Raw genomic sequence first — 19,485 nt, 5'->3', positions numbered from 1 at the left:
GGCTGGCCACGGTTCCGCAGACCGGTCCGAGGCCGGATGAGCAAGCCTTCAGAACCGGCGCTGAACGATGTAATCGGCGAGCTGGCGCAGGCGCGAGGCATTCGCACCAAGACCTTCCAGCGATTCCAGCGCCTGGTCACGCAGCTGCAGGGCGAGGGTCTGGGCCTGCGCGAGCCCCAGCAGGGCCGGATAAGTCGGTTTGTCGCGGGCGATGTCGGCACCCTGACGCTTGCCCAGCGTGGCGGTGTCGCTCTGCACGTCGAGAATATCGTCCTGCACCTGAAACGCCAGACCGATCGCCCGGGCGTAGCTGCGCAGGCTGTGCAAGTGCTCCGGCGTGGCCCGAGTGCTGGCCAGGGCGCCGAGCTGGACTGCGGCACTGATCAGCGCCCCGGTCTTGTGCAGATGCATGTCTTCCAGCGTGGCCAGATCGAGCTTCCGGCCAACCGAGCCGAGGTCGATCGCCTGACCGCCAACCATCCCCTGCGGGCCGGCGGCCGTGGCGAGCAAGCGGATCATGTCCAGCCGCGTCGCCGGGCTGTAGTGCTCTTCCTTCGCCAGCCAGTCGAAAGCCAATGCCTGCAGTCCGTCACCGGCGAGAATGGCGGTCGCTTCGTCGTAGGCGCGGTGACAGGTCGGCTGACCGCGGCGAAGGTCATCATCGTCCATCGCCGGAAGATCATCATGAATCAGTGAGTAGGCGTGGATCAGTTCCACTGCCGCCGCGGCGCTGTCGGCCTGCTCGAATTCTCCGCCCAAGGCTTCGCAGCTGGCGTAGGCCAGCAGCGGTCGGACGCGTTTACCGCCGATGGTCACGCTGTAGCGCATGGCGGCGTAGAGTCGGTCGAGCAGGGGGTGCTGATTAACCAGCTGAGCGGTCAGATGCCGATTGATGCGCTCCTGACAATGCTGCAGGTAATCGGCAAAGGGACTCATTCGGCTTCGCCGTCGAAGGGGGTGGTCGTCAGTGCACCGTTCTGCTCGATCAGCTGTTGAACCTTCTGTTCGGCGAGTGTCAGCGCCTGCTGGCATTCCCGGGTCAGGGCGACACCCTGCTCGAAGGCTGTCAGCGACTGTTCCAGACTCAGGTCGCCGCTTTCCAGCCGCTCGACCAGTGCCTGCAGTTCGCCAAGCGACTGTTCAAAAACCACCGGTTTCTTCCGGGCCATGCGGTTACCTCGGTTATCTGGACTGGATCGGGTCCCGGCGAACATTACCCAAGCCGACCCGGGGAATCAATCAGGCATACACGTCGTGAAAATAATATAGCGTCAACGACCAGGCGATCACCGTGACGACCCGGCGAAGCCAGATGTTGGGCAGCCAGCGGGCGATCAGTCCACCACAATAGCCACCGCTGATGGTGCCCACGAGCATGATGCCCAGTGCCGGCCAGTGCACTGCGCCGGCAATGATGAAAGTCAGTGCGGCGACGCTGTAGATGACCGACGACATCAGGCTCTTGATCGCGTTGATGCGGGCGATCTGCGTATGCCCGGAGATCGCCAGACTGGCGATCATCATGATGCCCATCCCGGCACCGAAGAACCCGCCGTACAGCGAGACGACCAGCTGCGAGCAGAAACCGGCCGGCGTCAGATGTTCGCGTCCACGCTGAGCGGTATCGAGCCGTGCCACCTGTTTGCCCAGCCAGGCGCTGAAGGTAAACAGCAGCGTAGCCAGCAGCAGCAGCCAGGGCACCAGGGTGTAAAACATCTGATTGCTGGTGAGCAGCAGCAGGAGGCCGCCAGCCAGGCCGCCGGCGGCGGCCGCGATCATCAACGGGACCAGATAGCGGCGGAACGACAGACGCCGCAGTTCCGGGCGCAGCGCCAGCGCAGCGGAGACGCTGGCCGGCCACAGCGCCACGGCATTGGTGGCGTTGGCGGTAACCGGAGCGATGCCAACCGCAAGCAGCGTGGGAAAGGAGAAGAACGTGCCGCCCCCCGCCAGCGCGTTCATCGCTCCGGCGGCGAAACCGCCCAGGGCGATCAGCGCAATCTGCATCAAATCCATGCTGGTTCCTGATCGAGGAAGAAAGGCAAGCGCTGCGCTAGAAATCGCCCCACAGCTGCTGAACGACACTCAGCGCGACCACGGGCGCCGTTTCCGTGCGCAACACCCGGGGACCGAAGCGCGCCGCAACGAACTCCGCGGCGACCGCCCGGCTGATTTCCTCTGGCGAGAGCCCGCCCTCGGGGCCGATGAGCAGGCCGATCGATGCGGGGCGGGGCCGACTGGACAGATCCTGCTCGGTGCGATGGTGCAGAACCAGCTTGAGCTCGCACTGCAGTGATTCCAGCCAGGCATCCAGTTGCTGGGGAGGGTGGATGATCGGGATGACACTGCGCCCACACTGTTCACAGGCGCTGACTGCAATCTGCTGCCAGTGACCTTGACGCTTGTCGGCGCGTTCGCCTTGCAGCTTCACTTCACAACGCTCGGTGAACAGGGGCGTGATCTCGCTGACGCCGAGCTCCACCGCCTTCTGGATGGCCCAGTCCATCCGCTCTCCGCGTGAGAGCGCCTGGCCCAGATGTACCGTGAGGGCGGGCTCGGCGAGGCCGGCGACGGACGGCCCAAGCGTAACCCTGACCTCGCGTTTGCCCACCTCGGTGATCTGTCCAGGCCACTCCTGGCCGCTGCCGTTGAATACCTGTATGGCGGCCCCCGGGCTCAACCGGAGGACGCGCCCCACGTAGTGCGCCAGGTCACCTTCGAGCAGGTGTTCGCCTTCGCAGAGGTCGGCATCGAGATGAAAGCGCGAGACACGCACCCTTCAGTCCCGCGTCGCCAGCTGAATGCCTTCCCAGGCGACGGCAGCCAGATGATCGATCTGGTCCGGTGTGATGACATAGGGTGGCATGAAATACACCACACTGCCGAGCGGACGCAGCAGGGCTTCGTTCTTCAGGCCATGCTGATAGACCCGGATGCCGCGCCGCTCCTGCCAGGGGTAGGGCGTACGGTTGGCCTTGTCCTTGACCATCTCGATAGCCAGCACCATGCCGGTCTGGCGAACCTCGGCTACGTGCGGATGATCGACGAAGTGCGCCGTTGCGCTGGCCATGCGCGCGGACAGCACCTTGTTTGCTTCGATCACGTTGTTCTGTTCGAACAGATCCAGCGTGGCGAGGGCCGCCGCGCAGGCCAGCGGATTGCCGGTGTAGCTGTGCGAGTGCAAAAACGCGCGCATGCTTTCGTAATCATCGTAGAAGGCGTCATACACGTCGTCGTTGGTCATGCACACCGCCATGGGCAGATAGCCGCCGGTCAGTGCCTTGGACAAACACAGGAAGTCAGGTGTAATGCCGGCCTGCTCACAGGCGAACAGGGTGCCGGTGCGGCCGAATCCAACCGCGATTTCGTCGTGAATCAGGTGAACCCCGTAGCGGTCACAGGCTTCGCGCAGCAGCTTGAGATACACCGGATGGTACATGCGCATCCCAGCCGCACACTGGATCAGCGGCTCGACGATCACCGCTGCGACCTCTTCATGATTCTCGGCGAGGGCGCGTTCCATATGCTCGAACATTGTGCGGCTGTGCTCTTCCCAGGTGGTCCCGGGTTCACGTTCGTAGCAGTCGGGTGACGGTACGGTGATCACACCCATCAGCAGCGGCTCGTAGGTCGCCTTGTACAGGCCTACGTCACCGACAGCCAGCGCGGCAAGCGTTTCGCCGTGATAACTGTTGGACAGGTTGATGAAGCGCTTCTTCTTCGGCTGACCCTTGTTGAGCCAGTAGTGAAAGCTCATCTTCAGTGCCACTTCGATGCACGACGAGCCGTTGTCGGCATAGAAGCAACGGGTGAGCGATGCAGGGGTGATGTCCACCAGACGCTCCGACAGCTCGATCACCGCCGGGTGACTGAAGCCGCCGAGAATAACGTGTTCGAGCGTGTCGAGCTGTTGCTTGATCCGGTCGTTGATGTAGGGATTGGCGTGGCCGAAGACATTCACCCACCAGGAGCTGACCGCATCAAGGTACCGATTGCCTTCGAAGTCATGCAGCCACACGCCTTCACCCCGTTTCACCGGAATGATGGGCATGTGCTCGTGATCTTTCATCTGGGTGCAGGGATGCCACAGAACCGAAATGTCGCGCTGCATCCACTGGTTGTTCAAGCCCATAATCGCCTCGCCATCGGAATTCATCCGGACGATTGTACATGAGCGGTCGAAGGGCTGCAGTTCAGCGGGTGCCGTAGATGACCATGGTCTTGCCCTTGACCTCTATCAACCCCTGTTCCTCGAGGCTTTTCAGCACGCGGCCGACCATCTCGCGAGAGCAGCCTACTATGCGGCCGATTTCCTGGCGGGTGATCTTGATCTGCATGCCGTCCGGGTGCGTCATCGCGTCGGGCTGTTTGCACAGTTCCAACAGACTGCCAGCCACACGGCCGGTGACATCGAGAAAGGCCAGGTTACCGACCTTGCGAGTGGTGTTGCGCAGCCGCTCGGCCATCTGACGGCCGACTGCGTAGAGCAGGTCGGGATCGCGCTGGCTAAGCTCGCGAAACTTGCTGTAGCTGACCTCGGCGACCTCACACTCGGTCTTGGCGCGGACCCAGGCGCTGCGATCCTGCTGCGCGGCGGACTGGTCGAACAGTCCCATCTCGCCGAAGAAGTCCCCCTGGTTCAGGTAGGCGATGATCATCTCCCGGCCGTGTTCATCCTCGATCAGGATCGTGACCGAGCCCTTGACGATGTAGAACAGGCTGTCGGAGACATCCCCGGCATGGATGATGGTGCTGCGAGCGGCGAATTTGCGGCGGTGACAGTGGGCGAGGTAGGCGTCGAGATTCTTTATTTTCGGTGTCAGGGCAGTCGCAACCATTACTTGTTTTCCTGGCAGTGAAGCGTGTCAGGCTCGCCGGGCAGAGGCAGTTGGCGGGCTTGCAGACTTCTTATTTTTCGAGCGTACCGGTATAGCGGGTCGATCCAGAGAGCCTCGAGCTGAGACCAAAACCGATTATGTCCAGTTTTGCCGGTCATGGCCATAGCGGCACTCTGCCTCATGCGGCTGTGCTATCCTGCCCGGCCTCTGAACTAGCGAATTTACCCTGCCGGAGGGTCGGATGAAAGCACATATAAAGTGGGTCGACGGTGCCATGTTTCTGGGCGAGTCGGGTAGCGGCCATACGGTCGTGATGGACGGCCCTCCGGACGCCGGCGGACGCAACATGGGAGTGCGGCCGATGGAGACCGTGCTGATCGGCCTTGGCGGCTGCGCCAGTTACGATGTAGTGAGTATCCTGAAGAAGGCCCGGCAGGACATTCGCGACGTTCACACGCTGCTTGACGCCGAGCGAGCCGAGACCGAGCCGAAGGTGTTCACTCGAATTCATGTGCACTTCGTTGTCACCGGCAAGCAACTTAAGGAAGCGCACGTCAAGCGCGCGGTCGAGCTCTCGGCAGAGAAGTATTGTTCCGCATCGATCATGTTCGGTCGCGCCGGGGTCGAGATTACCCACGACTACGAGATCGTCGAGGTCGATTGATCTCAAACGCGGTAGGTCGCGGCCGTCATGACCTTGGACATCAGCGTCATGGCTGCCTTGACCGGTGCCGGAAACCGCACGCCACCGGCTGCCATGGCCTGGTTGCCATGCTCAATCTCGTCCTCGCGCATCTGCTCGAGAATAGCGCGCGAGCGCACATCGTCTTCGGGCAGGCGGGTCAGGTGATTATCGAGGTGCCGCTCGACCAGCTGTTCGGTGGCCGCGACAAATCCCAGGCTGACCCGATCGCTGATCAGACCGGCTACCGCACCCATACCGAAGGACGCGCCATAGAACAGCGGATTGAACACGCTCGGATGGCTGTTCAGCTCCCGCAGGCGCTGCTCGCACCAGGCCAGATGGTCGATCTCTTCTTCTGCTGCCTGCTCCATCTTTCCGCGAACGTCCGGCAGCTTGGCTGTCAGCGCCTGGCCCTGATACAGAGCCTGTGCGCACACTTCACCGGTATGGTTGATGCGCATCAATCCCGCCACACGGCGACGCTCCGCCTCGACCAGCGGTGTATCGGCCAGTGGCAGTGCCGGCGACGGGCGATTGGCCAGCGCCGCGCCGGGTACCAGCGTACGCAGCGATTGGTCTGCCTGGATCAGCAAACGATCTAGAAAGGTGTGTTGGCGTGTGCTCATGCATTGCTCCCTGGAAAAACGCAGTCTAGCCCTCGCGGAAAGAAATCATCCTGCGCTGAATCAACCTGGCGGCCAGCCCATCTGACGCTGCCCCAGTACATGCAGATGAATGTGGTAGACCGTCTGGCTACCCATTTCCTTGCAGTTGAATACGGTACGAAAACCCGCTTCGCACCCCAGATCGAGCGCCAGCTTCTGGCCGACGTAGACCATATGACCCACCAGTTCGCGATCGGCCTCGGTAACATCGTTAAGCGTGGCGATGTGCTTCTTTGGAATGACCAGAAAATGTACCGGCGCCTGCGGGTTGATGTCATGGAAGGCCAGCACCTGGTCGTCCTCGAAAATCTTCTTTGCCGGGATTTTTCCCTCGGTTATCTTGCAGAACAGACAGTCCACGGGGCGTCCTCATCGTATTGGAGCGTTTCAGTGTACTAGACCGCGCCCGGATTGAAACCGTGCGCGCTATCAGGGAAGAAGGGGCTCGCTGTGAAAAATGATATGCACGATCTGTCGCTGCTGCTCGACTCCAGGACCAGGCTGGTAATTGTCGAAACCTGGGACGAGCCGCGGGTGCTCGAGGCAATCGGTATGCTCGCAATCCGGCGCGCCCAGACCTGGTATACGTGGAACCACGTGGAAGGTCTGCGCAGGCTTGGATTCGGCAGTGACGTCGAGCAGGCAGAGGATACAGCCGACCCGGACAAGGCGCTGGAGCGGATCCGTACGGACAATCAACCTGCGCTGTACGTGATGTGCGACCTGCATCCTTTTATCGACTCGCCGCGGGTGGTTCGTCAGCTGAAAATGCTGGCAATGAATCCGGCCGAGCCGGCTCCGACCCTGATTCTGGTCAGCCATGCGCTGACGCTTCCTCCAGAGCTTCGACGGCTGGCGTCGAGCCTGAGCCTGAGCATGCCCTCGGCCGAGCAGCTGGCGACCATCGTGCGCGAGGAGGCCGCCCGCTGGAGCGAGCAGAATCAGGGCAAACGGGTGCGCACCGACAATCAGACGCTGGAGCAGGTGGTTGGCAACTTGCGCGGCACCACCCACGCAGAGGCCCGGCAACTGGCGCGCAAACTGATCCACGATGATGGTGCGATTACCCGTGAAGACCTCCCGGTCCTGAACAGGGCGAAATTCGGATTGCTGGGCATGCAAGGTGTGCTGAGTTTCGAATACGAGACGGCGCGGTTTTCCGAGGTGGGGGGACTGTCTTCGCTGAAAGCTTGGCTTAATGACAGGCAAGCGGCGTTCAGTGAGGCTGGTAGCGCCGACGTGCCCAAGGGGTTGTTGCTCGTAGGTGTGCAGGGTGCCGGTAAAAGTCTCGCGGCGAAGTCGGTGGCCGGCGTGTGGGGCCTGCCGCTGTTGCGGTTGGATTTCGCCTGCCTGTATGACAAATACATCGGCGAAACCGAGAAAAATCTGCGCGAGGCGCTGAATCTGGCAGACAGTATGGAGCCCTGCGTGTTGTGGATCGACGAGATCGAGAAAGGATTGGCGCCGGACAGTGGCGAATCCGGGGTCTCCAGACGCCTGCTCGGCACGCTGCTGACCTGGATGGCGGAGCGAAAAACCCGCGTGTTTCTGGTTGCTACCGCCAACGATGTTTCGCAACTGCCGCCGGAGCTGATTCGCAAGGGGCGAATCGACGAGATGTTTTTTGTCGACCTGCCTGACGAATCCGTCCGGGCAGACATCTTCGCCATTCATCTGGCACGCCGGGAGTTGGAGGTCAACCGCTTCGATCTCCCTGCGCTGGCGGCTGCCAGCGCAGGGTTTTCAGGCGCGGAGATCGAGCAGGCCATCGTGGCGGCGGTGTACGCTGCCGCGGCGCGTCAGGAACCGATCGGTACTGCCGAGCTGATTGATAGGCTGGCGCAGACGTCGCCGCTGTCGGTGGTCATGGCCGAGCAGATCGACGCCCTGCGCGCCTGGGCACAAGGCCGAGCGGTGATGGCCGGGTGATTAGTACGGCTTGACCACCACGAGAATCACGATCGCCAGCAACACCAGCACCGGTGCTTCGTTGAACCAGCGGAAAAAGACGTGGGATCGCGTATTGGCATCGGCTGCAAACCGCTTGAGAAATGCTCCGCACATGTGATGGTAACCGATCAGCAACACCACCAGGGCAAGCTTGGTATGCATCCAGCCCTGCTTCATCCATTCCGGGGAAAGCGCGAGCAGCCAGATGCCGAACACCAGGGTGGCGATCATCGAGGGCAGCATGATGCCGCGGTACAGTTTGCGCTCCATGACCTTGAAGCGCTCCCGGCTGGTGCTGTCTTCGGCGGCTGCGTGATAGACGAACAGTCGCGGCAGATAGAACAGACCGGCGAACCAGGTGACGATAGCGACGATATGCAGAGCTTTGATCCACAGGTACACGGGTGATTCCTTTGTAAGCCCGGGGCAGGGCGGGTGATGGTTGCTGGCAATTTCCGCCAACGCTTTTATCATAGGGCAGCATCAGTCACGTTCAAACGTCGGGAAATGAATCATGATCAAGGTCGGCATTGTAGGCGGAACCGGTTACACGGGAGTTGAGCTGCTTCGGTTGCTTGCCCAGCACCCCGAGGCGCATGTCGAAGTGATCACCTCGCGCTCCGAAGAAGGCGTGCGCGTCCCGGACATGTACCCCAATCTGCGCGGCCATTACGACCATCTGGCGTTTAGTGTGCCTGACGTCTCCAGGCTGGGACGCTGCGATGTCGTGTTCTTCGCCACACCGCATGGCGTGGCCCATTCGCTGGCAGGCGAACTGCTGGCCACCGGTACGCGCATTATCGACCTGTCCGCTGACTTCCGTCTGCGTGACGCCGATGAGTGGAGCAGGTGGTATGGCCAGGCACACGGCGCACCGGAGCTGCTGAACCAGGCTGTTTACGGTTTGCCCGAAGTGAACCGCGAGGCGATTCGCGAGGCTCGTCTGATTGCGGTTCCCGGATGCTATCCGACCGCAGCCCAATTGGGCCTGATCCCGTTGCTCGAAACCGGACTGGCCGATGCCCGCACGTTGATTGCTGACTGCAAGTCCGGCGTCAGCGGTGCGGGGCGTGGTGCGAGTGTCGGGTCGCTATTGGGCGAGGCCTCCGAGAGCATGAAGGCATATGGCGTTTCGGGTCATCGTCATCTGCCGGAAATCAGTCAGGGGCTGCGTTTGGCTGCAAACGGACCCATAGGCTTGACCTTCGTCCCCCATCTGACGCCGATGATCCGCGGTATCCACGCGACACTGTATGCCACCGTGACGGATCGGTCGGTCGACTTGCAGGCACTGTATAGCGAACGCTATGCCAGCGAGCCTTTTGTCGATGTGCTGCCCAAGGGCAGTCATCCGGAAACCCGCAGTGTGCGTGGCTCGAACATGTGCCGCATCGCGGTGCATCGCCCGCAGGATGGCGATCTCGTCGTGGTGCTCTCGGTCATCGACAACCTCGTCAAGGGGGCCTCCGGGCAGGCGATTCAGAATATGAATATCGCTCTGGGTCTGGAGGAAACGCTTGGCCTGGCCCACCCGGCGTTGATGCCATAAGGTGGAGCGGCGCCGTCGCCCGCCGCTGCGCGGGCATAATCTGGTTGTCGTACCGCACCGGACTCGCGCCCAGCAGCTGAGAAGTCAGGCGCTGACGCTGCTGGTGTTGCTGTCCATTCCCGGCGCCGGCTGGCTTGGCTGGGACGCCGCGATGCGGTCGCAGGAGAGTATGCGCGCCGAGCGTGACGAGTTGGCGGTGACTCTGGCCGAGACGCGCGTTGAGCTTGAGGAGATGTCCCAGCAGTACCGACAGATCGAGGTGGATCTGCTCGTGTCCCGGGAATCCCTCAAGGGTAGCCAGGGAATGATTCACGACCTGGAGCAGCAGCTGTTTCGGCTGCAGCAGGACCTCGCGGTTTATCGAGGTTCGCTCTCTCCCCGTGCCATGGCCCCCGGTTTGCGCTTCCAGGCGTTTGAGCTGCAGGCAACCGAAACCCCCGGCGTGTATCGCTACAAGGTAATGGTCACCCGGGTGGGCGACGAGTCCAAGACCACGCAGGCCAGTCTGTTCATCGATGTGCTGGGCGAAAAAGACGGTGAACCGGCAAGCGTTCCGCTTTCCAGCATGACACCGGCCGCAGATGAGGACGGCTTGTCGCTCGACTTCCGCTATTTCCAGGTGGTGCCCGCGAGCAGCGAGGACGCCGAGCTCTCACTCCCTGAGGGATTCACGCCACGGCAGGTCCGCCTTCGCGCCAGGCATGACGGCAAGCTTCTGGTCGAGCAGACCTTCGACTGGTCTGTCACCAGCGTAGGTCAATGAGCAGTCCAGCTTCGGCTTCAATCACGGTGTGCTGTCCCGGCACCCATTCCCCCCTTGCTGACACGCTAACGGCGCAGTTGACGCTGATTGCAGCTGCATCATCGCCTTAGCGCGGATGCTGGCAATCGATGATGGCCTTTGATGGAACCTCAGGGTCAGTCCGCTTACTAAGCTTTGTAACAAACGATATCGAGCGTGGTCAGTGGTTCCCCGGAACAGCAGGGAGCGTCTTTGGGTCGGGAGGGCAGGGAGCGGATGAAGGTAATGCATGTTGTGGCTGGGGAGCTGACCGGAGGCGCCGCGAGAGGTGCCTACTGGTTGCACCAGGCGATGCGCTCGATTGGAATAGATTCTGTCGTGTACACCAACAGCCGCGCTACACATGGCGATGAGTCCGTCGTTACTACCAATCTCAATAAGCCTCAGTTATTGGTCAATCTTGCGCGTAGCCAGATTGACCAATCGCTTGCCAGCCTCTATCAGGGCCGCAGCTCTGGCATGTTCAGCACGGGGCTTCTCGGGACCGATCTGAAGAAGAGCGACGCTTATCGCAATGCCGACATCATTCATCTGCATTGGATCAACGCCGGCTTTATCAACATGAAGCACCTCGAGGGCATCGACAAGCCGCTTATCTGGACCATGCGCGACATGTGGCCGATGACCGGGGGGTGTCACTACTCGATGGGCTGCGGAAAGTTCGAGAGCGGCTGCGGCAGTTGCGATCAGCTGGGCAGTCGCTCGGACCGTGATCTGTCCCGATTCGTGCTCAATCGCAAGCAGCGCTATCTGCCGCGGTCGATGAAGGTCGTGGGTATCAGCAGCTGGCTCACGGAACAGGCCCGACAGAGCAAGTTGTTTCGCGATTTCGACGTGCGCACCATCCACAACAACGTCGACAGCTCGGAATTCTTTCCGGTGGATAAGGCGCTCGCGCGGCAGATGCTCGGCATCGATACCAGGAAGACCATCGTGCTGGCCGGCTCGACCAACGCTGGCGATCCCTACAAGGGCTTCGGCACGTATCTCGAGTCTCTGAAACTGCTCGACCCTAGCCAGTACCATCTCTGTTTTTTTGGCAAGCTGGAACAGTCGATCATCGAAAGGCTCGGGTTCGAATACACCTCTTTCGGCTACCTCCACGACAGCATTGCGCTGCGCCTTCTGTACTCGGCGGCAGACGTCTTTGTCGCCCCCAGCCTTATGGAAGCCTTCGGCAAGACGCTGGCCGAGTCCATGGGCTGTGGCACCCCAGTGGTCTGCTTCGACGCCACCGGACCGAAGGACATCGTTACCCATCAGCACGATGGCTTCAAGGCGCAACCTTTTGAGGCACGGAGTCTCGCCGAGGGTGTCGAATGGATAGCGCAGACGCCCAATTACGACGAGTTGAGCAGGAACGCACGGCAAACCATCGTGAACAAATTCGACAGCCGGGTCATTGCACGTCAATACCAGGCGCTATATGAGGAAGTTCTGGCGGAGGCATCCATCAAGCCGAACAGCGCAGCGCAGCCATGCGGTAGCCATTCGCAGCAGTAATCCCTTTCGCTCGGAAGCAAGGAGTAGTCATGAATTACAGAAGCTTGAATGATCTGTCGCGGCTTAGTACTGCCGGCGCATGGCAGATACCCAATGATGTCGAGTTGGTGGTGGGGATACCTCGAAGCGGCCTGCTCGCGGCGAGTGTCATTGCGCTCAAGCTGAACATTCCGCTGACTGACGTGCAGTCGTTTCTGCGCAACGACGAATTACGAAAGGGAAAGACCCGGACTTACAAGCATGAAGCGCTCACGCGCCCGCTGGACGCCCGGAAGATTCTGCTGGTGGACGACAGCATCTGCTCCGGTAACTCGCTCCGAGCGGCGGTCGAGGAGATCAAGAAAGACTTTTCCGGCGAGGTAGTTACGCTGGCGGCCTTCGCAGAGAAGAACAATCAGCACATGGTCGATGTGCATTTTGAACTGGTCGAACAGCCCCGCATGTTCGAGTGGAACATCATGCATCACCCGTACCTGGCTCAGTCCTGTCTGGATCTCGATGGTGTTGTGTGTGTCGACCCGACTCCCGAAGAGAATGATGATGGCCCCAACTATCTGAGCTTCCTGAGCAACACCCGGCCATTGTTCATTCCCTCGGTGGAAGTCGGACACCTCGTCAGCACGCGGCTGGAGAAATACCGCCCCCAGACGGAAAAGTGGCTCGAACGGCATGGGGTACGCTACGGCAAGCTTCACATGCTGGATCTGCCATCGGCAGAAGAGCGCCAACGCTTTAATGTCGATCAGAAATTCAAGGCGGATATCTATTCCAAAGAACCGCTCGCTAGGTTGTTCGTCGAAAGCGAAAAACAACAGGCCATCGAGATCCTGTCGTTGACGGGCAAGCCGGTGTACTGCATCGAGACCAACGAAATGTACAAGCCGAGCGAGCTATCGCTGCTCAAGGCCAACGCGGTACGCACAGGAGCCCTGGTAAGAACCAAAGGTTTGAGCAAGCTCAAGGCAGCTGTGCGCAAGTGGTTATCGGTCAACTCGGTGCGCAAGGCGTAAGCGCAAGCTGTCTGTTCGAACGTCGACGCTGCCCGCGCCGATATGGGCCTCCTTTCCACCATCGCTGCTTTGCGCCGCAGTAGGCAGAAACGCTGCGCGCTGCATTATAAGATGATGTCGGTACTGCCAACTCGCTCGGCGCGAAATGCCAATGGGTAGCGTCGCGACGGGCTGATGAAGGTAAGATGCGGTTTTGTAATCGCGCAGGTGGGAAAGGGGAGCAGCGTTTCGATGTTTGGAAATGAAAAGCACAAGCGGGCCGATATCGGTCAATTCAGCGGAAAAACCACGATCATCGCGCAGGAAGCCGAGCTCAGGGGCGACGTCCGGTTTACCGGAGCGCTGCAGGTCGACGGTCGAATCATAGGTGACATCGAAACCGATCAGGGCTTGGTGCGAGTCAGCGAACATGGCTACGTTGAAGGCATCATTCGTGCGCCTAGTGTTCTGGTTAATGGGCAGGTTGTCGGCGATGTACATGCATCGGAACATCTCGAACTGGACACCAAGGCGCGCATCGCTGGCGATCTCTATTATCAGGCGATGGAGATGGTCATTGGTGCGCAGATCAGCGGCCAGCTGCACTATGTCGGCGGATCGGAGGCAATGTCCTTACGGACGATCGGTGCCGACGCCGAGCCTGAGCAATAGTTGACCAAAAGACTCGGGAAAAGGATAATGTTCAACCTGTTGTGCTGCGATGGTTGTCGCTGGAGGTTGAATGTCTACCGCTGAAGTCTTTACCCCGACTCCCCTAATTTTTTCCGAGAATGCTGTCGGCAAGGTTCGCTCGCTCATCGAAGAAGAGGGTAACGACAGCCTCAGTCTGCGCGTATTCGTCACTGGGGGCGGCTGCTCCGGCTTCCAGTACGGGTTTACTTTCGACGATGAGATGGCTGAAGACGATACGGTCGTGGAGCGCGATGGCGTGAGGCTGGTGGTCGACCCTATGAGCTTCCAGTATCTGGCAGGTTCGGAAGTGGACTATCAGGAAGGGCTTGAAGGGTCTCGCTTCGTCATCAACAACCCCAACGCGGCGACGACGTGCGGGTGCGGTTCTTCGTTTTCGGTATGACCTGCTAACCCGGATACATCGCGCCTAGGATGCGGTAACCACTGGCGCCGGTTACCGCCGGAAGGTTGCCGGGCTTGTTTGCCTCGCAGCGCCAGGCCAACCACGCAAAAGCCATCGCCTCCATCCAGTCCGGATTCACTCCGAGTATATCCGTCGTGTGCACGGTTGCCGCAGGCATCAGCTGCCCCAGTCGCTGCATCAGGAAATCATTACGCGCACCGCCTCCGCAGATGTACATTTCGCCGCTGTGGGCAGACTGCGCGGCCGCTGCATCGGCGATGCTGCGCGCGGTCAGCTCAAGGAGCGTGGCCTGGACATCCACGGCCAGCGGCTGCGTCTCAAGAGATCGCAGCTGTCGTTCCAGCCATCCCTGGTTGAAGTACTCGCGTCCCGTGCTCTTGGGTCCGATTCGTGCGAAGTACGGGTCTGAAAGCATGGTGCTCAGAAGCGATGCCACCGGCCGGCCACTGCGCGCCCATTTACCTCCGGCGTCGTAGGGTTGACCTGTATGGAGCTGGGACCAACCGTCCATGAGGACATTGCCCGGGCCGCTGTCAAAGCCGGTTACCGGCTGCCCGGGACGCAGCAACGTCAGGTTGGCGAAGCCACCGATGTTAACCAGTACCCGGGCCTGCTCGGGATCACTGAGAAGCCAGTCGTGAAATGCCGGAACCAGTGGCGCGCCCTGGCCGCCCGCGGCGATGTCCCTGTTGCGAAAGTCGCTGATCACTGTGATGCCGCTGAGTTCTGCCAGCAGCGCGGGCGCACCGATCTGCAGGCTGAACCCCAGCTCGGGATGATGGCGGATGGTCTGGCCATGGCTGCCGACAGAGCTGATGCTAGATGGGTCGATGCCGCATCGATCGAGCAGCGCGGTCACGCCCTGGGCCGCGAGGCGGGCCCATTGTTGACCCGCCGAACCTGCCCTGCGGATTTCATCCGCGCCAGGCTGGCAGAGAGCCAGGAGTTCTTGCTTGAGTTGGGGGGGAAGAGGCAGGCACAGCGCGTCGACCAGCGTGGCGAGACGATTGCCCTCATCGAACTCGGCCACGGCGATGTCGATACCATCCAGGCTGGTGCCTGACATGATACCGACATGCAGCGAGCGCATTACTCTTGCAGCATGGCCAGCTGGGTGTCCCCGCGCTGGTCGAGGTTGGCCATCAGCTTTTTGCTAAGGGCGAGGAAGGCCGTGCGCTCGGACTGGGCGATAGGATCCGATGCGGGCAGTTTGACGCTGAGCGGGTCGACGTGGGTCCCATTGATCTGGAACTCATAGTGCAGGTGAGGCCCTGTCGCCAGACCGGTCATGCCGACGTAGCCGATAACCTGGCCCTGCGAAACGCTTTTGCCTACAGAGACACCCTTGGCATATCGGACCATGTGAGCATACAGCGTCTGATACTTCTGGCCGTGCTTGATGACCACCGTGTTGCCGTAACCACCCTTCCGGCCAACGTGGACCACGCGTCCATCGCCGGTAGCCTTGATCGGTGTTCCAGTGGCGGCAGCGTAGTCAACGCCCTTGTGCGCGCGGATCTTGTTCAGTACCGGATGCCTGCGACCGGGGTTGAAGCGTGAGCTGATCCGGGCGAATTCCACAGGGGTGCGAATAAAGGCCTTGCGCATGCTGGTGCCGTCAGCCCGGTAGTAGCTGCTGTAACCCTGCTTGTCGGTGTAGCGTACTGCGGTAAAGGTCTTGCCGCGATTGACGAAACGCGCGGCGAGAATGTTCTTGCTGCCGACCGCCTTGTCTCCCACGCGAAGCTCTTCGAAGAGCACTTCGAAGGTATCGCCCTTGCGTATTTCACGTGCGAAATCCACGTCATAGCCAAACACGTTGGCCATCTGCATGGTGAGATTATGCGAGAGGCCTGCGCGCTGGGCCGATAGGAACAGTGAGCTGTCGATCGTGCCAGAGGCGAAACGCGTATGAACCTCCGGTTCGATCAGCTCTTTGCTGAAACCGTACTTATCGCCCTTGCGGTCCAGACGGATCGTTTCGAGGTCGTTGATTTTGGAACGCATGGCTAGCAGATCGCCGTGCTCGTCCAGTTTGAACTCGATAACCTGGCCGACGTTGAGTCGAGTGAAACGCTGTGCGTCCTTGCTCGCCATCGCCGAGTGCAGGGTGCCTGAAGACAGGCCGATCTGGCTGAACAGAACGGAGAGGGTGTTTCCCGCTGCGACAGTCACGCTGATCCAGTCGGTAGGTGTCTTGACGACCTCTTCGGCGGTCACGGCTTCAGTAGCCAGGGGCGTCTCGGTCAGTGCTTGCAGAACGGCAGGTGCAGACTCTGATTGCACCGCTTCAACTGGCTTGGCCAGTTCCAGCGGTGAGGTGGCGGTCAGGGTCTCGCTCACCAGTTCGTCCAGCTCGGCGGCTGCTGCTGCCTGGGATTGCAGCTGAACCGGGTCCAGCTCCAGTTGTACGAATGTCCGTTTGGCTTCGACGTCCGTGGTTGGAATAACGAGCAGAAAGATGCTCAGCGCGGCGGCAATACCACTGGCGGCCACCAGGTGGCTCTTCGGATATCGCGGCGTCTTTGTCTTGTGGGAAGCCATAAGCGCTCTTCTGGTTGATTCTTTGGAATGTCGACTAACTCGCTAAATTATAACTGAAACCTTCTTCTGGCAAGTTTTTGTCGACTCCGTCTGTCATTTTTTACAACGGCACTCTGCGACGTAAATCCGACACTAAATTATTGTCGACCGCTGCGCGAGGTTCTTTAGTTGAATTCGACCGGTAATATTGTATGGTTTGTGGCCTCTTTCACATCCCTGATGCAGAACAGGATCGAGCATAGATGAAGTCGGTTGAAGAACAGCTGGCGCTGATCAAGCGTGGCGCGAGTGAAGTGCTTATAGAAGATGAGCTGCGAGCCAAGCTCGAGCGTAACGAGCCGCTACGTATCAAGGCGGGGTTCGATCCTACTGCGCCTGATCTTCACCTCGGCCATACAGTGCTGATCAACAAGCTGCGGCAGTTTCAGGATCTCGGGCATCACGTCATGTTTCTTATCGGCGACTTCACCGGAATGATCGGTGATCCGACCGGCAAGAATGTTACACGCCAGCCACTGACACGCGAGCAGGTCGCGCAGAATGCGGAGACCTATAAAGAGCAGGTATTCAAGATCCTCGATCGCGATCGTACCGAGGTCATGTTCAATTCGAGCTGGATGGACCAGTTGGGTGCGGCCGACATGATCCAGCTGGCAGGCAAGTACACCGTCGCGCGGATGCTCGAGCGTGATGATTTCGACAAGCGCTACAGCGCCGGGCAGCCGATCGCCATTCACGAGTTTCTCTATCCGTTGGTGCAGGGGTATGACTCCGTTGCCATGCGCGCCGATGTCGAGCTTGGCGGGACCGACCAGAAATTCAATCTTCTGATGGGTCGTGAGCTCCAGCGGCAATACGGGCAGGCATCCCAGGTCATCATTACCATGCCGCTTCTAGAAGGGCTCGACGGCGTGAAGAAGATGTCCAAGTCGCTGGGTAATTACGTAGGCATAAATGATCTGCCAGGCGAGATGTACAACAAGATCGTGTCCATGCCCGACACGCTCATGTGGCGGTACTTCGAGTTGCTCAGCTTCCGAAGCATGGTAGAGATTTCCGAATATCGTGCCGACGTCGAGCATGGCGCGAATCCGCGGGATATCAAGATCAAGCTCGCCGAAGAGCTAGTGGCGCGTTTCCATGGTGAGGAGGCTGCGGCTGCTGCACACCGGTCGGCGGGTAACCGGCTGAAAGACGGCGAACTGCCTGACGACATGCCGGAAGTTTGGCTGGAAACGGACGAAGATCTTCCGGTCTCGGCAGTGCTGAACCGCGCTGGGCTGGTCAAAAATGCTGCAGCTGCGCGGGATCTGCTGGCGGCTGGCTCGGTGAAGGTCGATGGTCAGGTGGTCGATCGCGAATTTGTGTTTCGCCTCGGCGTAAGCTACGTCTGTCAGGCAGGCAAGAAGAAGTTTGCGCGAATCCAGTTGAAAAACCCTTGACGGCATTTCTCTGGGGCCTATAATGCGCGTCTCCCTGGTCGGGGTGCTTTGCATAAAGCGCTTTACAATCAATAGGTTAGCGATAATTTAGAGGTTGACAGGCTGGGGAGAAGGCGTAGAATGCGCCGCTCTGTGAAGGCTGGCGGTAACGGACTTTGCGGGTTGATGGGGCGACTCATCGAAGGTTTTCGGAAGGTGTTGACAGCGGTGAGAGCTGCTGTAGAATGCGCCTCCCTGACACGGAGAAGCGAGAGCTTGCCGGGTCGGCCAAGCGAGTAGTGAGGCGGTAAAAAACTTCACGAAAAAGCTTGACGGAATAGAAGGTTAGCGTAGAATGCGCGGCCTTGGTTAAGCGGAAACGCGAACCGAATCGCTCTTTAACAAGATGAATCAAGTAATTCGTGTGGGTGCTTGCTGGGCACGATTGATGATCGCAAGATTATCAGCCAAGCAAGTAACTCTTGTGAATTCATGAGTTTTTAGCTAAGGCTGAGCCAAGTTTAGGGTTTTCTCAAAACCCGATCAGTATTAAAACTGAAGAGTTTGATCATGGCTCAGATTGAACGCTGGCGGCAGGCCTAACACATGCAAGTCGAGCGGTAGAGGGGAGCTTGCTTCCCTTGAGAGCGGCGGACGGGTGAGTAATACCTGGGAATCTGCCTGGTAGTGGGGGATAACGTTCCGAAAGGAACGCTAATACCGCATACGTCCTACGGGAGAAAGCAGGGGATCTTCGGACCTTGCGCTATCAGATGAGCCCAGGTCGGATTAGCTAGTAGGTGAGGTAAAGGCTCACCTAGGCGACGATCCGTAACTGGTCTGAGAGGATGATCAGTCACACTGGAACTGAGACACGGTCCAGACTCCTACGGGAGGCAGCAGTGGGGAATATTGGACAATGGGCGCAAGCCTGATCCAGCCATGCCGCGTGTGTGAAGAAGGTCTTCGGATTGTAAAGCACTTTAAGTTGGGAGGAAGGGTTGTAGATTAATACTCTGCAACTTTGACGTTACCGACAGAATAAGCACCGGCTAACTCTGTGCCAGCAGCCGCGGTAATACAGAGGGTGCAAGCGTTAATCGGAATTACTGGGCGTAAAGCGCGCGTAGGTGGCTAAGTAAGATGGGTGTGAAATCCCCGGGCTCAACCTGGGAACTGCATCCATAACTGCTTGGCTAGAGTACGGTAGAGGGTAGTGGAATTTCCTGTGTAGCGGTGAAATGCGTAGATATAGGAAGGAACACCAGTGGCGAAGGCGACTACCTGGACTGATACTGACACTGAGGTGCGAAAGCGTGGGGAGCAAACAGGATTAGATACCCTGGTAGTCCACGCCGTAAACGATGTCAACTAGCCGTTGGAATCCTTGAGATTTTAGTGGCGCAGCTAACGCAATAAGTT

Annotated in this window: 20 protein-coding genes and 1 rRNA gene (1 of these 21 running past the window's edge); 10 read left to right on the top strand and 11 right to left on the bottom strand. The window is 59.6% G+C overall.

Annotation, left to right across the window (positions count from 1 at the left end; translation table 11 throughout):
- Nucleotides 1-48 precede the first annotated feature (48 nt).
- The 6 genes from ispA to crp all read right to left on the bottom strand — a co-directional run bounded on the left by ispA (nt 49) and on the right by crp (nt 4,838).
- Entirely contained in the window at nt 49-936 is an 888-nt protein-coding gene (gene ispA, locus KEM63_RS15160) for a (2E,6E)-farnesyl diphosphate synthase (RefSeq protein WP_223653088.1), read from the bottom strand.
- Entirely contained in the window at nt 933-1,169 is a 237-nt protein-coding gene (locus KEM63_RS15155) for an exodeoxyribonuclease VII small subunit (RefSeq protein WP_223653087.1), read from the bottom strand. Before KEM63_RS15155 ends, ispA begins: the two co-directional genes overlap by 4 nt.
- A 70-nt stretch (nt 1,170-1,239) precedes the next feature.
- The gene (locus tag KEM63_RS15150; RefSeq protein ID WP_223653085.1) at nt 1,240-2,016 is read right to left on the bottom strand and encodes a sulfite exporter TauE/SafE family protein; all 777 of its coding nucleotides are present in this window, start codon (nt 2,014-2,016) and stop codon (nt 1,240-1,242) included.
- Between the two features lie 37 nt (nt 2,017-2,053).
- Complete coding sequence (locus KEM63_RS15145; protein WP_223653084.1) at nt 2,054-2,776, bottom strand: 16S rRNA (uracil(1498)-N(3))-methyltransferase; 723 nt, start codon at nt 2,774-2,776, stop codon at nt 2,054-2,056.
- 3 nt (nt 2,777-2,779) lie between these two features.
- On the bottom strand, nt 2,780-4,132 hold the full coding sequence (locus KEM63_RS15140; RefSeq protein WP_223653082.1) for an adenosylmethionine--8-amino-7-oxononanoate transaminase: 1,353 nt from the start codon (nt 4,130-4,132) through the stop codon (nt 2,780-2,782).
- A gap of 61 nt (nt 4,133-4,193) precedes the next feature.
- Nucleotides 4,194-4,838, bottom strand: a complete 645-nt coding sequence (gene crp / locus KEM63_RS15135) for a cAMP-activated global transcriptional regulator CRP (protein WP_223653080.1) — start codon at nt 4,836-4,838, stop codon at nt 4,194-4,196.
- A gap of 241 nt (nt 4,839-5,079) precedes the next feature.
- Between crp and KEM63_RS15130 the strand changes: the two genes are divergently transcribed.
- Nucleotides 5,080-5,502, top strand: a complete 423-nt coding sequence (locus tag KEM63_RS15130; protein ID WP_223653077.1) for an OsmC family protein — start codon at nt 5,080-5,082, stop codon at nt 5,500-5,502.
- A 2-nt stretch (nt 5,503-5,504) separates the two neighbouring features.
- Here the strand turns inward: KEM63_RS15130 and coq7 are convergent, their stop codons facing one another.
- Nucleotides 5,505-6,149, bottom strand: coding sequence for a 2-polyprenyl-3-methyl-6-methoxy-1,4-benzoquinone monooxygenase (gene coq7 / locus KEM63_RS15125; RefSeq protein WP_223653075.1), 645 nt, complete (start codon nt 6,147-6,149; stop codon nt 5,505-5,507).
- A 60-nt stretch (nt 6,150-6,209) separates the two neighbouring features.
- Entirely contained in the window at nt 6,210-6,548 is a 339-nt protein-coding gene (locus KEM63_RS15120) for a histidine triad nucleotide-binding protein (protein WP_223653073.1), read from the bottom strand.
- 90 nt (nt 6,549-6,638) lie between these two features.
- On the opposite strand from KEM63_RS15120, the gene KEM63_RS15115 reads away from it, so the two are divergent.
- Entirely contained in the window at nt 6,639-8,117 is a 1,479-nt protein-coding gene (locus KEM63_RS15115) for an AAA family ATPase (protein WP_223653071.1), read from the top strand.
- Here the strand turns inward: KEM63_RS15115 and hemJ are convergent, their stop codons facing one another.
- Nucleotides 8,118-8,540: a protoporphyrinogen oxidase HemJ gene (hemJ, locus tag KEM63_RS15110; RefSeq protein ID WP_223653068.1), complete on the bottom strand. Its 423-nt coding sequence runs from the start codon at nt 8,538-8,540 to the stop codon at nt 8,118-8,120.
- A 112-nt stretch (nt 8,541-8,652) separates the two neighbouring features.
- Between hemJ and argC the strand changes: the two genes are divergently transcribed.
- The 6 genes from argC to erpA all read left to right on the top strand — a co-directional run bounded on the left by argC (nt 8,653) and on the right by erpA (nt 14,077).
- The gene (gene argC / locus KEM63_RS15105) at nt 8,653-9,687 is read left to right on the top strand and encodes an N-acetyl-gamma-glutamyl-phosphate reductase (RefSeq protein ID WP_223653066.1); all 1,035 of its coding nucleotides are present in this window, start codon (nt 8,653-8,655) and stop codon (nt 9,685-9,687) included.
- 1 nt (nt 9,688) lies between these two features.
- Nucleotides 9,689-10,450, top strand: coding sequence for a DUF6776 family protein (locus tag KEM63_RS15100; RefSeq protein ID WP_223653064.1), 762 nt, complete (start codon nt 9,689-9,691; stop codon nt 10,448-10,450).
- Nucleotides 10,451-10,807: 357 nt separating this feature from the next.
- Nucleotides 10,808-11,992, top strand: a complete 1,185-nt coding sequence (locus KEM63_RS15095; protein ID WP_423747815.1) for a glycosyltransferase family 4 protein — start codon at nt 10,808-10,810, stop codon at nt 11,990-11,992.
- Between the two features lie 29 nt (nt 11,993-12,021).
- Complete coding sequence (locus KEM63_RS15090; RefSeq protein ID WP_223653059.1) at nt 12,022-13,002, top strand: phosphoribosyltransferase family protein; 981 nt, start codon at nt 12,022-12,024, stop codon at nt 13,000-13,002.
- 231 nt (nt 13,003-13,233) lie between these two features.
- A complete protein-coding gene (locus KEM63_RS15085; protein ID WP_223653057.1) occupies nt 13,234-13,653 on the top strand; it encodes a bactofilin family protein in 420 nt (139 codons plus the stop codon).
- A gap of 70 nt (nt 13,654-13,723) precedes the next feature.
- A complete protein-coding gene (erpA, locus tag KEM63_RS15080; RefSeq protein WP_223653055.1) occupies nt 13,724-14,077 on the top strand; it encodes an iron-sulfur cluster insertion protein ErpA in 354 nt (117 codons plus the stop codon).
- 4 nt (nt 14,078-14,081) lie between these two features.
- Here the strand turns inward: erpA and KEM63_RS15075 are convergent, their stop codons facing one another.
- Both KEM63_RS15075 and KEM63_RS15070 read right to left on the bottom strand, forming a co-directional pair.
- A complete protein-coding gene (locus KEM63_RS15075; RefSeq protein WP_223653052.1) occupies nt 14,082-15,188 on the bottom strand; it encodes an anhydro-N-acetylmuramic acid kinase in 1,107 nt (368 codons plus the stop codon).
- Entirely contained in the window at nt 15,188-16,642 is a 1,455-nt protein-coding gene (locus KEM63_RS15070; protein ID WP_223653051.1) for a peptidoglycan DD-metalloendopeptidase family protein, read from the bottom strand. The genes KEM63_RS15075 and KEM63_RS15070 overlap by 1 nt, the downstream gene beginning before the upstream one ends.
- A 242-nt stretch (nt 16,643-16,884) precedes the next feature.
- Here KEM63_RS15070 and tyrS point away from each other — a divergent pair, with 242 nt between their 5' ends.
- Both tyrS and KEM63_RS15060 read left to right on the top strand, forming a co-directional pair.
- Entirely contained in the window at nt 16,885-18,084 is a 1,200-nt protein-coding gene (tyrS, locus tag KEM63_RS15065) for a tyrosine--tRNA ligase (RefSeq protein ID WP_223653048.1), read from the top strand.
- Nucleotides 18,085-18,615: 531 nt separating this feature from the next.
- A 16S ribosomal RNA gene (locus KEM63_RS15060) occupies nt 18,616-19,485 on the top strand; it runs 667 nt beyond the window's last position.

It is taken from the genome of Halopseudomonas nanhaiensis (genome assembly GCF_020025155.1).
GTDB classification, from domain to species: domain Bacteria; phylum Pseudomonadota; class Gammaproteobacteria; order Pseudomonadales; family Pseudomonadaceae; genus Halopseudomonas; species Halopseudomonas nanhaiensis.
This window is presented reverse-complemented; position numbering and strand designations above follow the sequence as displayed.

Bases quoted from the DNA above. Each gene is read 5' to 3' on its own strand.
- ispA (WP_223653088.1), bottom strand. From the start codon at position 936: ATGAGTCCCTTTGCCGATTACCTGCAGCATTGTCAGGAGCGCATCAAT.
- KEM63_RS15155 (WP_223653087.1), bottom strand. From the start codon at position 1,169: ATGGCCCGGAAGAAACCGGTGGTTTTTGAACAGTCGCTTGGCGAACTG.
- KEM63_RS15150 (WP_223653085.1), bottom strand. From the start codon at position 2,016: ATGGATTTGATGCAGATTGCGCTGATCGCCCTGGGCGGTTTCGCCGCC.
- KEM63_RS15140 (WP_223653082.1), bottom strand. From the start codon at position 4,132: ATGGGCTTGAACAACCAGTGGATGCAGCGCGACATTTCGGTTCTGTGG.
- crp (WP_223653080.1), bottom strand. From the start codon at position 4,838: ATGGTTGCGACTGCCCTGACACCGAAAATAAAGAATCTCGACGCCTAC.
- KEM63_RS15130 (WP_223653077.1), top strand. From the start codon at position 5,080: ATGAAAGCACATATAAAGTGGGTCGACGGTGCCATGTTTCTGGGCGAG.
- coq7 (WP_223653075.1), bottom strand. From the start codon at position 6,149: ATGAGCACACGCCAACACACCTTTCTAGATCGTTTGCTGATCCAGGCA.
- argC (WP_223653066.1), top strand. From the start codon at position 8,653: ATGATCAAGGTCGGCATTGTAGGCGGAACCGGTTACACGGGAGTTGAG.
- KEM63_RS15090 (WP_223653059.1), top strand. From the start codon at position 12,022: ATGAATTACAGAAGCTTGAATGATCTGTCGCGGCTTAGTACTGCCGGC.
- KEM63_RS15085 (WP_223653057.1), top strand. From the start codon at position 13,234: ATGTTTGGAAATGAAAAGCACAAGCGGGCCGATATCGGTCAATTCAGC.
- erpA (WP_223653055.1), top strand. From the start codon at position 13,724: ATGTCTACCGCTGAAGTCTTTACCCCGACTCCCCTAATTTTTTCCGAG.
- KEM63_RS15075 (WP_223653052.1), bottom strand. From the start codon at position 15,188: ATGCGCTCGCTGCATGTCGGTATCATGTCAGGCACCAGCCTGGATGGT.
- KEM63_RS15070 (WP_223653051.1), bottom strand. From the start codon at position 16,642: ATGGCTTCCCACAAGACAAAGACGCCGCGATATCCGAAGAGCCACCTG.
- tyrS (WP_223653048.1), top strand. From the start codon at position 16,885: ATGAAGTCGGTTGAAGAACAGCTGGCGCTGATCAAGCGTGGCGCGAGT.